At 31.1% G+C, this 18018-nt stretch carries 10 protein-coding genes; all 10 read right to left on the reverse strand.

The window, feature by feature from the left end; translation table 11 throughout:
• Position 1: 1 nt before the first annotated feature.
• Positions 2-1297 carry a polysaccharide deacetylase family protein gene (locus BX611_RS10270; protein WP_115880891.1) on the reverse strand — a complete coding sequence of 432 codons (1296 nt, stop codon included), beginning with the start codon at positions 1295-1297 and terminating at the stop codon, positions 2-4.
• 17 nt (positions 1298-1314) lie between these two features.
• Positions 1315-2013, reverse strand: coding sequence for a RadC family protein (gene radC / locus BX611_RS10275; protein ID WP_115880893.1), 699 nt, complete (start codon positions 2011-2013; stop codon positions 1315-1317).
• A gap of 409 nt (positions 2014-2422) precedes the next feature.
• Positions 2423-4090 (reverse strand): SusD/RagB family nutrient-binding outer membrane lipoprotein, encoded by a 1668-nt coding sequence (locus BX611_RS10280; protein ID WP_115880895.1) that lies wholly within the window; start codon positions 4088-4090, stop codon positions 2423-2425.
• An 11-nt stretch (positions 4091-4101) separates the two neighbouring features.
• The gene (locus BX611_RS10285; RefSeq protein WP_115880897.1) at positions 4102-7194 is read right to left on the reverse strand and encodes a SusC/RagA family TonB-linked outer membrane protein; all 3093 of its coding nucleotides are present in this window, start codon (positions 7192-7194) and stop codon (positions 4102-4104) included.
• 327 nt (positions 7195-7521) lie between these two features.
• A complete protein-coding gene (locus BX611_RS10290) occupies positions 7522-8700 on the reverse strand; it encodes a PNGase F N-terminal domain-containing protein (RefSeq protein WP_115880899.1) in 1179 nt (392 codons plus the stop codon).
• Positions 8701-8711: 11 nt separating this feature from the next.
• Positions 8712-10937: a GH92 family glycosyl hydrolase gene (locus BX611_RS10295; protein ID WP_240324963.1), complete on the reverse strand. Its 2226-nt coding sequence runs from the start codon at positions 10935-10937 to the stop codon at positions 8712-8714.
• A gap of 102 nt (positions 10938-11039) precedes the next feature.
• Positions 11040-12386, reverse strand: coding sequence for an alpha-L-fucosidase (locus tag BX611_RS10300; protein WP_115880901.1), 1347 nt, complete (start codon positions 12384-12386; stop codon positions 11040-11042).
• 2 nt (positions 12387-12388) lie between these two features.
• Entirely contained in the window at positions 12389-14713 is a 2325-nt protein-coding gene (locus tag BX611_RS10305; RefSeq protein ID WP_115880903.1) for a glycoside hydrolase family 20 protein, read from the reverse strand.
• 32 nt (positions 14714-14745) lie between these two features.
• On the reverse strand, positions 14746-15765 hold the full coding sequence (locus BX611_RS10310; RefSeq protein ID WP_115880905.1) for a N(4)-(beta-N-acetylglucosaminyl)-L-asparaginase: 1020 nt from the start codon (positions 15763-15765) through the stop codon (positions 14746-14748).
• A gap of 10 nt (positions 15766-15775) precedes the next feature.
• Positions 15776-18016, reverse strand: coding sequence for a GH92 family glycosyl hydrolase (locus BX611_RS10315; RefSeq protein ID WP_115880907.1), 2241 nt, complete (start codon positions 18014-18016; stop codon positions 15776-15778).
• Positions 18017-18018 lie beyond the last annotated feature (2 nt).

Here is an 18018-nt window from a genome sequence, read left to right on the forward strand (position 1 = left end):
ATTAATCAATAACGATTATTTTATAAATTGAATTCCACCCTCGCCATTTATCGTTTTCACTTAACGTTTCATTATGAAATAAACTTATAAAAGTACCATTTACCTTTTTAACTTCATTTTTTAATGCTAAAATTTTAGCTAAACTTTCTTCGTTAGAAAGATGCATATAATCTTTTAATGTAACATCCATAAAAGCAAATGGAAATAATTTTAAAGGGGTTTGAATTTCAAAATCCAAATCGTAAAAATAAAAAGGTGTACAAGTACTAGCTCTAAACCCAACATACTTTGCGTAACCCATTGTATAATCTTCCTCAATATCTAAATCGATTAAATTTTGATAGGTTTCTGGAATTATTAATCTCAAATAATGTTGCCTTGAAAATACAATAGGAGTATTTATTATACTCTCTAAACGTAATTTTTCCTTTTTCAATTTTTCATCATTTTTAATTGAAAAATACGATGGATGCAACCCAATTTTAGCATAATCAGCAACTGATTTTATTAGCGATTTAAATTTACTGTTAGAGAAAGAAATGTTTTTATCGAAAGTAGTATAATCTCCAATTAAAAAGAAAAATAACGTATTAACTTTATGCTCTTTTTTTATTTTTAAAATTTCAGAAAATGTATCGTAATGATCTTCCTTAAAATTTAAATTCGTTAATAACCGGTACCATAAATTAACAAACCTAAAATGGATTATATCATTAATATAACCACCAATAGATCTCACAATACCTTTATGTTTAAAAGCAAAGGCAGTATCAATATCAATAGTAGAAATTAGGTTGTAATCTCTTTTAGAATAGTTATATAATGGGAACTTTTCTTTTAGCAATTCTAAAAACTTATAAGCCCAAATATCCACAACTGGTTTTTCTAAAAAACCGTTTTTAAATGCCAAACTCTCATCTGCAGGAAATCGCTCATGAATATCTTGAACATGTGGTAAATATTCTTCGTACCTACTAATTAAATAAAAACTCGCTGCAAAAATATCAAATGGAATACTTGAAACTTCACCAGCAGGAAAAAAACAAGGTACATCCTCCCAATTTGATATATTAATATCAATATCATTTATTCCCTGATCAAATAATAAATCGTGACTTCTTATAAAAAATTCTGAACCTAAAGGATTTTTTGAATAAGTGATTTTAGGCCCATTATGTGCTACAAACTCATCAACTTTGGTTGAAAAAGTAACAGGAATTTGTAATATTCGAACAAAAAAGTGCTTAAAAATATAATTAAGTCTAGGTGTAATTTTATGGGTATAAACTAATAACATTTTTACATTAAAATATTTTACATTAAATTTTCATCAGCAAAGCTAAAATACGCATTTTCAGTTATAATTAAATGATCTAATACTTTTATATCAAGCGTATCTCCAGCACTTTTTAATTTACTTGTAATTAACTTATCTGCATTGCTAGGTTGCAATTTACCTGAAGGGTGATTGTGGCATAGAATAATGCCTGTGGAAAACAACTCTATAGCCTTTTTAAACACCAACCTTACATCTACTAAAGTACCTGTTAAACCTCCTTTACTAGATTGTTCTTTTAATAAAACCTTATTTGAATTATTTAAATAAATAATCCAAAATTCTTCATGTTGAAGCTCTCCAATTATTGGTTGCATAATATTAAAAACTTCTTGGCTACTTGCTATTTTTGATAATTCCAATGCGCCTTCTAACCTTCTTCTTCTTCCGAGTTCTATGGCAGTTATTATTGAAATTGCTTTAGCTTCACCTATCCCTTTAAATTTTTGCAAGTCTAAAACAGATAGTTTTCCAAGCTTATTTATATTATTATCTATTGAATTTAAAATTCTTTTTGATAAATCTACCGCACTTTCACTTCTACTTCCTGAACCTATTAAAATTGCAATTAATTCAGCATCCGATAAAGCTGATTTTCCTTTTAGTAATAATTTTTCTCTAGGCCTATCATCTTCCGCCCAAGATTTTATTGAAAACGATTTATTTTCATAATTCATAACGCATTTTTTCCAAATATAAAGTATTTTTTGAAAAGGTGGTTTTTAGAGTTAGTGTGTAGATAAGCCAAATAATAATACTATAATTTTTAAAATAAAAAAAGAGAACTGAATTTATCAGTTCCCTTTAAAAACTCAACATCAAATTTAAACTTTATAAAAAATTGGCATTTTTTAAAAAAACATGAATTTATTCAAAAAAAATATACCTCTTTAATATAATAAAGAAACAAAAAATATAACTCTGTAACTATTTATTTCGACCAATTACATTTTCAAAACGATTAATGATTTTTTTTAATATTATAAAAAAGAAAAAACCACATACAATTTTAATAATCGTATGTGGTTTTAATTAATTAACCAATAACTATAACTTACAAAGTTTTTAGACTTTTAAAATTATATTTTATTTTGCAAACCACAATTTAGTTCCTTGTAAGTCTGGCCCTTGTGTTGATATTGCTTGACTAAAATTAGGATTAGATTGTGCACCGCTACCATATCTCATACGTTGAGGGTAAGCACCATTTAAAGTCCCTAATTCAAAAATAACAGGATTTGAAACTCCTTGAGCTAATTCTGTAGGATAACCAGTATCTCTTACAACTGCCCAAGCCTCAAAACCATCTGTATAACTAACCAACCAACGTTGTTTAGCAATTTTTTCTAATTTTTCATCCATAGTTCCAGAACTAATATTTGCTGCATCTTGTGAGCTTATATAGTTTTCTGTATCACCGTCAGATACTTCCCACAATTTCATTGCTTCTCTAATACCATCAGCAAATAAGGTTTGAGCATCTCCAGATCCTATACCTCTAACTGCTGCTTCTGCTTGTAAAAAATAAGCTTCAGCACTTGTTAAAATAATTTCAGGATAAATACTAACGCTTTCTCCTGTTTTTTGATTTATTTTTTGACCAGGAGTACTAAATAAATCATATTTAACTAAAGGGTAAATATCTCCATTTAATCTGGTAGGCTGACCAATATACTGACCCGGATCAACATTTAAAGTAGTAATATCTCCTGAAACACTAGAAGTATAAGACACATTTGCATTATCTAATGAAGCTATTAAGAAATCTAACCGTTCTTGATATTCTGCACCAGTTCCTTCAAAAGTAAGTTCACCTCCAACTGCTGGCTTTGCATAAATTGAAAGTCTAGGATCTTGATTGTTTTTTAATTCATTAATCAAAATTTCTCCCATTGTCCAGTCAGACCCTGCTCCAAAGCTATGCCAAACATCACCATAAGCAGCACTACCCCATTGTCCAATAATAATATCTTTTTCCATAGTTACACTTCCCGAACCAGCATCAAGTAAAGGAGCATTTAAAGCAGCGCTTATTGCATTTGAAGCAAAATCATCTCCTGTTGCACCTAAAGCACGCATTCCTATTCTAAGTTTAAGTGTATTTGCAAGTTTTTTCCACTTTTGTAAATCTCCTCCACAATACACATCGTTTTCAGCAACATCAGCAACACCGGCTCCTGTTCTTGTTTCTGAACCAATAATACTCATTGCTTCATCCAAATCAGCTATAATACCTTTATAAATATCTTTTTGAGTATCGTATTTTGGTGTTAAATTACCTTCAATACCAGCTTCACTATATGGAAGCATCCCAAAAGTATCTGTATACATTTGATAGTATAATGATTTAGTAATCAACCCCATAGCATACATGTATTGGTTTTCAAACTCACCGCCGGCTTTTGTCAAATCCATAAAAGATTTTACGTTTCCAAAATAACCAGCTAACCACCCCCAAGAAGCATCTGTATAACCTCCACTATAATTATATGCAAGTCCATCACTCCACCAAGAGTTATTATGTCCAAACGTAAAATGACCTGCAAATCTATCTGCATGAATTAAATGTGCTCTCCAATATGGGTAACGGTCTGGAGCATATAATTTGTATTGTGCTTCTGTTATAAAGAACTTAGCACTTAACTCAGTAGACTCAAACCCCTGAGTATTCGTGTTTATTTCATCAAAATCTCCCGTACAAGAAAATGCGAAGAACATTAAAACACTATATATTGTTATTTTTATATTTCTCATTTTAAAAATTATTAAAATTTAACATTTAAACTTACACCTAAACTTCTTGTAGTAGGTAAGTTGTAAAACAATACTCCTTGTGCAAAATTACTTGTTGAATAACTTGTTTCAGGATCAAAATTATCACTCTTCTTATAGAAAAAGAACAAGTTTCTACCAGTTAAACTTACAGAAGCGTTTTTAATAAATGTATCTTCAAGAATAGTTTTAGGAAAGTTATATGAAACACTTACCTCTCTTAAACGTACATTTGTTTGTTCATAAATATATTCAGAAGCTATACCACTTACTGCGCCCCAATAATCTTGTGCACTTATGTTAGTTGTATTTGCCGTTAATACTCCTTCATTATCCCAAACACCATCAACAGTTACACCACCTTCTCTAAATTCTAATGATCTTTTTGAAACACCACTTGCATCTAAAGAAGCATCAGTACCCGAATAAACTTCACCACCAATTCTAAAATCTACTAAAAAATTAAGAGCAAAATCTTTATAATTAAATGTGTTTGTTAAACCACCTACCATATCTGGTTGATAATTTCCTAATTTAACTCTTTCGGAACTTGCTTGAGGTCTTCCTGTTGCTGTTAACAGAATTTCTCCAGTATCTTCTGTTGTTTGCCAAGTTGTACCATAAATATCTCCAAACCCTTCACCTACTTGAGCTCTTACATCAATAACACCTCCGTTGGTAGAACTAAATTCAAAATAATCTTGTCCATCAATTAGGCTTACTAATTCATTTTTATTTTGTGATAAATTTAAGGCAACATTCCATTCTAAATTTTCATTTTTAATTGGAGTACCTCCAATCATTAATTCAAAACCTTTATTTGAAATTTCACCAACATTTTCTCTAAAATAAGAATAACCAGTTGCAGGATCTACAGGTACATCAAAAATTAAATCTTTTGAAGCAATTGAATAATATGTAAAGTCAGCAAATAATCTATTTTGAAAAGCTTTTATTTCAAAACCAATTTCAGTTGAAGTTACATCTTCTGGTTTTAAACTTTCACTAAATTTAATATTAGGACGAGAAACTGTAATATTTCCTAAATAACCATTTGAGGCTACGTTATACAAGTTTACAATTTGCTGAGGATCAGTATCATTACCAACATTCGCATAACTAAAACGAAGTTTTGCCAAATTAATTTTTGACCCTTCAAATTCAAACATATTATTTAATAATAAACTTAAACTTGCAGATTTATAAAAATAAGATCTGTTTTCACTTGATAATGCAGATGACCAGTCATTTCTTCCTGTTACATCTAAATAAGCCATTCCTTTATAAGCTAAAGAAGCCGAACCATATAACGAGTTCACTTTCTTTTCAATTAAATCTGATTGATCAATATTTAATTTTAAAGGATCTGTATTATCAATAAAATATTTTCCTGGAATTTTAAAGTCTGAACCCGCAATTAGCGACCCTTTAACTGTTGAATGCAATGCATTACCACCAAAATTAGCTGCTAAATTAAAATCTTCGTTAATGTCTTTATTATACATCAATAAAAAATCGTAGTTAGTTTCTGTTCTATCATTTGTAGTATAACTAATACGACCTGCTGGGAAAAAATGATGCCCCACTGCGTTATAACTTTCAGTATCATGAGAAACTGCATCTGTACCAACTCTTACAAATGCTTTAAAACTATCTGAAAAATCATATTGGGCTTTTGCAAAACCTGTAAAACGAGATCTGCTATCTTCATTTTTATCATTATTCAAAATCCAATAAGGATTCCCTCCACTATTTGTAGCGGCAATAACTCCATAACCTTCAGCAAGGTTTTGGTAAGTTTTTAGATCATTTATATCAATATTTCTGTTTAACCCATATACATAAGCCATAACTCCTTCTGTACCTTGTGACGGACGGTTTTTAGCATCTTGTAAAAAGTAAGTTACTTTCGCATCTATCGAAAATTTATCAGTTAATTTAGAGTATCCTCTTAAATTGAAATTATTTCTATCAACATTAGAATTTGGTAAAATACTTTCTATTGAAGAATTAGAATACGAAAAACGTAAAGAAGAATTTTCATTACTTTTACTAATAGCTAAGGTATTTACTAAGTTAGATCCTGTTTCAAAAAAGTTCTTTACATTATTTGGTTGTGCAACGTAAGAACGAGTTTCTCCATTGTAATATAATTGTTGTGAACCATCAAATTTTGGGCCCCAAGAACCGTTTCCTTTTACTTCATTTAAATCAACTCCAAAAACTCCATCTTTACCACTACCATATTCATTTTGATAATCTGGTAACAATAATGGGTTTTGAAACGAAATATTTGTAGATAACGAAACTCCTAAACCATTTTGAGTACTTCCTTTTTTAGTAGTAATTAAAATTACACCATTACTAGCTCTAGATCCATAAAGAGCTGCTGCATTTGGTCCTTTTAATACTGACATAGATTCAATATCATCCGAATTAATATCCGAAATACCTGTTCCTAAATCGGAACGGCTATATTCTGAAGTATTAGCACCATTTGCAGATCCTATTCCAGAGTTATCAATTGGCACACCATCTACCACATATAATGGTTGATTATTACCTGTAATTGAATTGTTACCTCTAATAACAACTCTTGTACCTCCAGCTGGTCCAGAAGCTGATTGCGTAATTACTACACCTGCTACTTTACCTGAAAGTGAATTTACAACATTTGTTTCTTTTGCTAGTGAAACCGATGAACCATCGACTTCAGATACAGAATAACCCAGCGATTTTTTCTCTCTAGTTATCCCTAATGCTGTTACTACTACTTCACTTAACGATTCTGCACTTTGGTTAAGAGAAACATTAATTACAGTTTTGCCATTCACCGCAACTTCCTTGGTTGCATAACCTAAATAAGAAAATTGCAATACAGCATCTGTATTTGTAATTTCAATGCTGTAGTTTCCATCAAAATCTGACGAGGCACCTATTGAAGTGCCTTTAACAACTATATTAACACCTGGAAGAGATGACCCATCCATTGCGTCTGTAATAGTTCCACTTACTGTTTGTGCCTGTACATTATAAAAACCTAATATACAAACCCAAAAAAACAGTTTTAGTATTTTTTGTATCATTAATTAAATAATTTGAGTTAATAATAAATAAATGTAAAAATTAAGGAAACTAATTGTTAATTATTTCGACCAATAGCATAAAAATAAGTATGTATGATATTATTTTTAAAATAACATAACTAAAAACTATATTATTTTTTAAAAAATACAGCTAAAACAATCTAATAAAACGTTTGAGCAAATAGTATTATTTTTTAAAATCTCGTTTATTATAAATTTAACTAAGTTTAAATAAACATTCTTAAAACATAATTTTATATTGTAAAATGTACTTTTTAAAAATTAAAAGGAATTCATTTTTTAACTCTTTTAAATAATTAACAAACATTATTCATAAGTTATATAAGCAGAGACCAACCAATGATTTAATTTGTCATGTGCCGCTTTTGTAGCTGGTATTTTAATTTTTAAAGTATGTACTCCTGCGTTTAAATTTTCCAAGTCAACAATAAAAGGCTTAACATATGAACCAGGACACCAATTAGACCTAGATAAATCTGAAGATGCAATGCGTTCTTCAATTTCTTTAACTTTGTATGCTTTTGCTTCAAAATCTATATATGAAGCAGAATCTTTTTTAAGCCATACTCCTGAAGTTGGATTAAATCTTCTAAAAGAAGCACAATCATCTCGCCAAGGAACTGTGTCTAAAACCAGTTTATTATTAACATAAACACTATTTTTAATTTTTATAAACTCATCTCCTCCTTCATGTCCGCCATGACCAGTAGTTGTATAGTATAATTTTACATTTTTAATATCTTTATCTAACTCAAAACTTTGTTTTAAAGCTGTTTCTGCAAAAAAATCAGGTAGCGATTGCCCATTTACATACGCAATAGTATTTACTAATGGTAGTACATTAAAAGTCTTTTTTGGTCGATTAGAATATATTAAATCTACATCTACCTCATAACCTTCTTTAGTCCAAGTATCTACCCAAACCCCTAAATAAAATGTATTATCAACTATACTTTTTAAATGCGAAATATCTTGTTCCCAAACCACTTGCTTTTCCCAGGTTGGAATGTACACAGGCTTTCTGTATTTTCCTTTTTCATTACTATAATATCCAACACCAAAAGGTGTCATAAAACGTAATAATTCAACAACTGGTTTATAAGTGTCTGTTGTTTTTACACCTTTAAATTTTTCATTAATTGTTGATGCAATTGGAAATACTTTCTCTCCTTTTGAAATATTAATTATTGATAATTCATCCAAATCTTTTACTACAAAACAAGAACCTGATTTATCCCATCTATCACCGTTTGAACGTAAGGTTAATTTAATTTTAACATCTGTTCCTTTTCGAAATTTTGGAACTGTCACTTTTTTATAAATAATTCTCCCATCTTGTAACTGGTTTACTTCTGGGTTTTCACCAACTTCACCACCAAAGTTTATCGGCTGATTTTTAAATATCGTGTAGTTTAATTCTTCTTGAGCATTTGATTTAAAAAATAGTAAAAGAAGTATCGTAATTAATAGGGAATTTAATTTCATTTTAATTATAATTATTTTAAAATAACTTTTAGGATTTGTCCATTCACCAAATCATTATGATTTATAAAATAGCTGTTTTGTTTATTTCCGTTTATTAAAATTTGGCTGATATAGCCGTTATTATTAACTGTTTTCTCTATAACCAACTCGTTATTTTTATAATATTTTGAATCTAGTTGAATAGTAATTTTATCAAACATTGGTTTTGTAATCGCGTATTTTGGCTCTCCTGGAGAAATTGGGTAAATTCCCATCATTGAATAAACCAACCAAGCTGACATAGTTCCTGTATCATCATTCCCAGGGATTCCGTCTGGTGTGTTTTTAAAATGTTTTTTTACCAATTCTGCTACCATTTTCTGACTTCTCCACTCTTCTCCTTTAACATAATTAAATAAAAATGGATATGCAATATCTGGTTCGTTTGCCATATCAAACTGATTATCGTCAAAAACCTTTTGCAGTTGATTTGTAAAACTTTTATTTCCTCCCATTAACTTTTTAAGTCCATTAATATCATGTGGAACCATAAACGCATATTGCCAAGCATTCCCTTCAATAAAACCAATATTTTCAGTAAAATTAGCACCCGCCAAAGGGTCAAATGGTTTATACCAATTACCATTTTTTAATCGTGGCCTCAATAATTTTAATTCTTTATCAAATAACTTCCTATAAGAAATTGATCGATTTAAAAAGCGTTTGTAATCTTCAGTTTTACCCAATTCTTTTGCTAATAAAGCAATTGAATAATCAGCAGCATTGTATTCTTGTGTTGTGGAAACTGAACCTCCGTTTTCCGTTGTTAAATACCCTTTTTCAATATAATCTTTTAAACCTGGACGTACTGGATTATCTGCTATTTGATCGGCACTTTTTAACATTGCTTTGTATGCTTTTTGCACATCAAAATCTTTAATTCCCTTTAAATATGTATCCGTAATAACAATACTTGCAGGATCGCCAACCATTGTAAAAGTTTCGGTAGAATTTAATTCCCATTTTGGCAACCATCCGTTTTCATCGTACATAGCTAACATACTTTGTACCATATCAAATTGTTGTTGTGGATACACCAACGACATTAATTGATGTACATTTCTGTAAGTATCCCACAAAGAAAAAACGGTATATCTAGTTCCAGCAGTTTTGCCTATTTTACTTGTTTTAATTTCGGGATATTCCCCATTAAAATCATTCAAAGTATTTGGATGAATTAATGTATGATATAAGGCTGTATAAAAAACGGTTTTATCATTTGTAGAACCTCCTTCAACTTTAATTTTAGAAAGTAGTTGATTCCACGCGTTATAGGCTTCCTTATAAACATCGTTAAATGTTTTATTTGCTGTTTCTTTTTCTAAATTTTCCCGAGCGTTTTCAATACTAACATAACTTACCCCAATTTTAACTTCAACAGTTTCAATTTTATCAAAATTATAACTAAAATAAGTTCCAATACTATCTCCAACAACCATTTTTGTTGAGGCATCCATTAACCTAGTTTTTCCGTTGTAACCCATCCATTGCGCTTCCACTCCTTTATAGGTTGCTGGTTTTTTCCACACACCAAAATTAGCTGCTGGTTTTGAAAATTTAGCCACAAAATAAACTGGATAGGCAGCTTCTGGGTTGTTATAACAAAATGAACCTACAGAACGCATTCCTTCAATTTCTGTTGAAGAAACAATTTTAACCATTGCGCCTTGTTCATTAGTTAAGCCCAAACCTAAATTCAATAAAATATTAGATTTCCCTTTTGGAAAAGTAAACTTACTAACTCCAACTCTTTTTGAAGTTGTAAATGCTGCTTTTATATTGTATTTATCAATTTCAGTACTGTAATATCCTGCTTTTGCAATTTCATTTGAATAGGTTGAACCATATTTTAAGTGATTGGTTTCTAACACTCCAGTTGTTGGCATTAACAACAAAACACCTAAATCCGGACAACCAACACCGCTTAAATTTACCTGACTAAAACCTGTTAAGAAAGTATTTTCATGAACGTATGGATTCGACAACCAACGGCTATCTTTCTCCAAAGGCAAATTTTGTGGCCCTGCAACATTAAAAGGACTTATACTTGCCATTCCTCTTGGCGCTATTGGACCTGGGAACGTTGCTCCGTAATTTGAAGTCCCTATAAATGGATTTACATAATCAACAGGTTCTTGAGCATAAGAAATTGAACTTAAGAAAAATAAAATAGCATAAAAAATAGAACTTATCCTCATATTTAAAAAATTATTCAAAAACATATTTATTTTATTTATTAATTCCTCATTGGCTATATGCTTTCCAAATTGGAATAATATACTTTGATAAACCAATTATAATTAATTTAATTCAACAGCATTTCCGTGTCCTCTGTATAATTTTAACGAACCTTCTAATTCAACTTCTAAAACTGTTACATAATTATCTAAATTTTTCTCCTCAGGAATTTCAATTCTTAAAATTCCAGGAATATTATTCCAAGCTGCACCACCGTTTCTTTCAAAACTTAAGGATTGATTGTTTCCTAAAACTTTAATAGATTTTACCTTGTTTTGAATCCCTTTTAATGAAATATAATTTTTTGGTGCATCAAATAAGCATAAATAAATTTTAGTTTCATCTTTGCTTAACAATGTTGGACCATAAAAATGTCCATAGGGTAAACCGGCTTTAGAATTAAATACTGCCATTTCATGTTTTTTAATCCATTTGCCTAAAGCCTCTAAACGATCAACTTGCTCATCGGGAATTGTTCCATCAGGTTTTGGGCCAATGTTTAGCAATAAATTTCCTCCAGAAGCAATAACTTCAACAAAAGTTCGCACAATTTGAGCAATTGGTTTGTAATTTGTATCCGAAGGATAATAGCCCCAATTGTCGTTCATTGTTATACAAAATTCCCAAGCTCCTTCTGGTCTAACTACTGGAATTCCTTGCTCTGGCGTACTGTAATCTCCATATGTTTTTAATCTAGAGTTTACAATTACCGAAGGATTCCAAGCTAACAACGAATCTTTTAATGATGCTGCTCTCCATTGCTCGCTTGATTTTTCCCAATCACCATCAAACCAAAATAAATCCGGGTTAAAATTAGTGCTCAATTCTTTTAATTGCCCTTTATAAAATTTAACAAATCGTTGCCAAGAGGATAAATATTTTTGATTTTTTTGAGGATACTCATTTTTGGTATTTGTACGAGGAAAAACGACTTCATAATCTGGATGCGACCAATCGCATAAAGAATAATACAAGCCAACTTTTAAATCTTCATTTCTTAAAGCATTTACAAAAGGCTTTACCAAATCTCTTTTAGCCGGTGTTTTTTCTTTTACATTTAACTTGCTGTATTTTGTATCCCATAAAGCTACACCATCATGATGTTTGGTTGTTAGTACTGCATAACGAGCACCAACCTTTTTGAACAATTTTGCCCATTCTTCTGGATTGTAATTTTTGGCTGTAAATTCTTTGCCTTGCGCCATATAATCTTCATAAGAAATTTGTTTATGGTACATAGACCAGGATTCTCCAATTCCTTTTACACCATAATATCCCCAATGAATAAAAACACCTAGTTTAGCATCTTTAAACCACTCTAAACGTTGCTCTTTTGTTAATTTTTCTTGACCAATAGTTTGATTTGAAATAAGAAATAATAAGATAATCAGTATTTTTAAAAACCTCATTTTTAATTAATTAAAATTTCATCAATAAATAACCAAGCACCTCCACCTCTTGGATTTTTTTCTAAACAAGTTGCTTTTACTTTCACAAAACGAGCACTTCGCTTGTCAAATTTCAACGTAAAATCTTTTAATGTAGCACCAGCGTTTTTTTGAAATGCTCTTTCTATTTTACCAACTTCTTCAAAAGTTTTTCCATCATTTGAAATAAAAACCGCTACTACTGTTGGAAAATAAATATCTGGTCCTTGATTTTCTAAAGCACCTACAGAAACCTCTTTGATTTCTTGTTCAGTATCTAAATCAATAATCACTTCCATATTTTCACCTAACCAAGCTTGCCATTGTCCATCGTGAAAATTTTTTGTTCCACGTAAGGTATTTACCATATTAAATTCACCAGCACCTTGGTATTTTTCGCTATAAGGAACTTTATATTCTACTTTGTGTGCAACAGCTTTATGAAATTTGATAGTATCAGTTATTATTTTGCCCATTGGTTTGTTATTGCTAAATAATGAAGCCTTTACAATAGTAGTTTCAGTTAACTCAATAGGTTGTGTATATTTTGTAGCTTTTTCATTCAATTCATCAGTACCAAAAACATACCTAATATCCGCATTTGGAAATTCATTTTGTAAAGTTAAACTCACCGTTTTATTTTCTAAATTTACGGAAGTATTTGCTGTAACCAAATAAGCACTTTTAGCATAATTAATATTTAAATTTTCGTAGCGCTTAAATAAAGACGGTAATCTTAATGAAAAATCTTTCCAATTTCGCAATTCTTTTGGCGACCAAAGGGTTTCAGAAAGTGCTGCTAGTCTTGGAAAAATCATATATTCCGAATGTTGTTCGGTTGTAATATATTCCGACCATAAATTTGCCTGTCCGCCTAATACATGTTTGGCCTCCTCATGGGTCATTTCTTCAACAACTGGATCAAACTGATATACTTTACTAACAGGCGTAAAACCACCAATAGCAAGCGGCTCTTCATTTTGCGGACCTTGGTAATGATCAAAATAACAATGTGTTCCTGGAGTCATAATTACATCATGACCTTGTTTAGCAGCTTCAACTCCACCTTTCACTCCACGCCAACTCATAACAGTTGCTTCAGGAGCTAAACCACCTTCCAAAATTTCATCCCAACCAATTAGTTTTTTTCCTTTTGAATTGATAAATTTCTCCATACGTTTAACAAAATAACTTTGTAATTCTTCAACGTCATCTAATCCTTCAGTTTTCATTCTTTTTTTACAATGTGGACAAACTTTCCAATTTGTTTTGGTAGCCTCATCACCACCAATATGAATGTATTTTGAAGGGAAAATATCTATTACTTCCAATAAAACATTTTCTAAAAATTCAAAAGTAGATTCTTTTCCAGCACAATAAATATCTGTTATTGGCCAAACACCGCCAGAAGGAACTGCAACTTGTTTGTTAAAACAGCCTAACTCTGGATAAGCAGCCAATGCACTAGTAACGTGTGCCGGCATTTCAATTTCAGGAATTATTTCAATACTTTTTGATGCTGCATAAGCAACCAATTCTTTTAATTCTTCTTGTGTATAAAAGCCACCGTATGTGCCTTTTTCTTTTGGATCTGATGTTTCCCTTGCATTCCAATGCTTATCTTCTTGATCAACTCTCCAAGCTCCAACTTCGGTTAGCTTTGGATACTTTTTAATTTCAATCCTCCAACCTTGATCATCCACCAAATGCAAATGCAACACATTCATTTTGTGCATTGCTAGCCTATCAATAGTTTTTTTGATATAATCCTTTTTGAAGAAATGTCGAGAAACGTCTAAATGTAAACCTCTGTATTGAAAGCGAGGTTGATCTTTTACCTCTAAATTTGGAATTACCCAATCTTGATTTGTAACTAAAGTTGAACTTTCAATAGCTTCCGGCAACAATTGCCTAACTGTTTCTAAACCATATAAAAAACCTGCATTTTCATTTGCCGTAATGGTTATTTTAGTATTGGTAACTGAAAGTTCATACGCTTCGCTTGCAAATGCTGAATTTGTTAAAAACTGAATAAAATTTTTGTCTGGTGTTTCCTTTACAATTTGAAGATTAAAACCTGCTGCTGTATCAAATTTTTCACTAAACTGTTTAGCTATTTTTTCTTGAAAAGAGTTGGTTGCAACAATCTGCGTATTTTTAGTAAACTCAAATACACCTTTCTGTAATTGTAATTCAACAGGTTTTGGAATTATATGAATATCACTCTCTGTAAAAACTTTAGTTTTTGTGCATGACATTATACTTACTATAAGTACTAATAGTAGTAGACCTTTATTTGCTATTTTCATTTTTAAGTGTTTTATTTTTTAAACTCTTTTTATTAATTATCCCAAGACATTTTAAATTGTGCATCTTCCATTCTATTTCCTGTTTTTTCATCATAAATTGCATAATTAAATCCTGATCGCAAACTATAACCAGCGTGTTCTCCATTTTTATTTACGGCAATAAATCCAACTTGTAAATACTCCATATCTTTATGATTTTTATGCTTATTGTAAATACGTTCTACAATTTCTTTGCAAGCTTCAAAAGGTGATTTTCCTTGACGCATTAACTCAACAACCATGGCGCTGCCAGCTGTTCTAATAACTGCTTCTCCTAAACCTGTTGCCGCTGCTGCACCAACCTCATTATCTAAAAACAATCCTGCACCAATAATTGGAGAATCGCCTACTCTACCATGCATTTTCCAAGCAGCTCCACTTGTAGTGCAACCTCCTGAAATATTGCCATCTTCATCAATTACCAACATTGAAATAGTATCGTGATTTTCAATATTTATTACAGGTTTGTATTTGGATTCTTCCAGCCATTTTTTCCAGTCTTTTTCAGCTTCAGGTGTTAATAAATTTTCTTCAACAAAACCTTCAGACAATGCAAATTGAAGTGCTCCTTCACCAGATAACATTACGTGAGGTGTGTTTTGTAATACTTTTTTCGCAACCGAAATTGGATGTTTTATTCCTTGTAAAAAAGATACCGAACCACAATTACTGTTAAAGTCCATAATACAAGCATCTAACGTTACTTTTCCTTCTCTGTCTGGAAAACCTCCATAACCAACACTTCTAACAGCTGGATCCGCTTCGGGAATTTTCATACCAGCTTCAATAGCATCCAATGTAGATTTTCCATTTTTTAATTGTTTCCAAGTTTCTTCATTTGCCGGTAAACCGTGATTCCATGTAGAAATAATTAGCGGCTTTTTTTGATTTTTAATCACCAACTTTTCAGAAGATTTTTCCTCTTTTTCAGTAAGTTCTTTACAACTTAAAATAGTGCTTATTCCTATGGTTCCTAAAGCGGCTTTTTTTATAAAATCTCTTCTTTGTGACATAAACTTGTTTTTAATTATACATTTTTGAACTTGAAGCCATGGTATTTTTTGAATTTTTATTTGGAAGATTTCCCATTGTAAAAATCAATTTTCCACCTTCCATAATTTCTGTATGTTCAATGTAATTTCGTTCTATTATTTTACCATTTAACTCAATAGTTTGAATGTATCTATTTTCTGAACTATTGTTTTTAGTTTCAACAGTAAACTTTTTTCCGTTTTCTAAATTTAGCGTTGCAGCATCAACAATTGGCGAACCAAAAGCGTAAATTCCCTGTGCTGGATTTACCGGATAAAAACCCAAAGCACTAAAAACATACCAAGACGACATTTGTCCGCAATCTTCATTACCACAATGTCCGTTTGGTTCATTTTTATATTGCGTTTCCAAAATTTCACGTACTAATTCTTGTGTTTTCCAAGGTTTTTCAACATAATTATACAAATATGCAACATGATGACTTGGTTCGTTTCCATGGGCGTATTGCCCAATCATTCCTGTACTGAAAATTGGCAATTTATCTTCTGGCAGTGGATTTAAGGAAAACATGGTGTCTAATTTCTTTTCAAACAATTCTTTTCCTCCAATAATATCGGTTAAACCCTCAATATTATGTTGCACGGACCAAAAGTATTGCCAAGCATTACTTTCGCAAAAATAAGGTGAGTATTCCTTAGGAATAAACTCCTTCACAAATTCACCATTTTTCAATTTTGGACGCATAAATGTTGAATGCGAATCATAAATATTTCGCCAATTTTCAGAACGTTTTAAAAACTCATTATAGGCTTCTGTTTTACCTAAAGCTTTTGCAAACTGAGCAATGCACCAATCGTCATACGCATATTCTAATGTTTTAGAAACTGACCAATTTTCATGATGTTCATCCACAGGAACATAACCCAGCTCCATATATTCATTTATTTGTCTTGAATTGTCTGTTGCACTTGCAAAGCAAGCTTCAAAAGCTAGCTCAACATCAAAATTTTTAATTCCTTTAAAATAGGCATCTACAATCACCGGAACCGCGTGGTAACCAATCATCATATTTGTTTCATTTCCCTGCATTGACCAAACTGGTAATAAACCGGTTTCTTTATAATGAGCCAATAAAGAATTAACCATATCCGATGTTCTTTTAGGGTGTAAAATCGTGTACAGTGGATGTGCTGCACGGTATGTATCCCACAAAGAAAAAGTATCGTATCTATCAAATCCTTCGGCTTTTATAATACTATCGTTAGCTCCTTTATAATTTGAATTGTAATCACTTAATAAGGTTGGCGCCAACATAGATTGATACAACATTGTATAAAAAATATGTTTTTTTGTTTCGTTTGAAGTTGAAATTTCAATTTTACTGAGTTCTTTTTCCCATTTAGCTTCTGCTCGTTGTTTTATTACTTCAAAATTAAAATCAGGCGCTTCAATTGCTAAAGATTTATGAGCTCCTACAATATTTGCCGAAGAAATACCCGTTTTTAAAATAATTTGCTCGCCTTCGGTAGTTGCATACTCTAAAATTATTTTGGTGTTTTTAGCTGTAACTGGCGAAGTTGTTAGCGTATCATTTTTAAATAATTGGTACGACTCAAATGGTTTAGATACTTTAATAACAAAATATACACGTTGGTCTTTTGCCCAACCTGTTGATTTTCGATACCCTTCAATCGTGCTATTATCAACAACATTAAAATAGGTTTCTGTTGGACTGTCCCAATTTAATGCATAACCTAAATCTATATGAATTTGTGATAAGCTATCTTTTGGAAATGTATAACGATGAATTCCAGTTCTTTCAGTAGTCGTTAATTCTGCTTTAATTCCATAATCTAACAAATCAACTGAATAGTAACCTGGTGAAGCTGTTTCCTTATCGTGAGAAAAACTCGAAAAAGGTTTGAAATTATTTTCTTTAATTCTTTTTGAAGATTTACTGTTTGTTGGCATTACCAAAATATCATACAAATCTCCTGCTCCAGTTCCTGTTAAATGCATGTGTGAAAACCCTGAAATGATAAAATCTTGGTAATAATAACCCGCAATTCTGTCCCAACCTGGAATGCCAATATCCGGACTTAATTGCACCATTCCAAAAGGAACAGTTGCTCCTGGATAGGTATTTCCAGGACCATCAGTTCCAATAAATGGGTTTACATAGTTTGTTAATTTTTTAGGTTTTATTTCTGTTTTTGAACAACCAAAAAGTAACCCTGAAAAAATGACAACTATAAGTCCAAACTGCTTCATAA

Origin of the sequence: Lutibacter oceani, assembly GCF_003384935.1 — a bacterium.
Taxonomy (GTDB): domain Bacteria; phylum Bacteroidota; class Bacteroidia; order Flavobacteriales; family Flavobacteriaceae; genus Lutibacter; species Lutibacter oceani.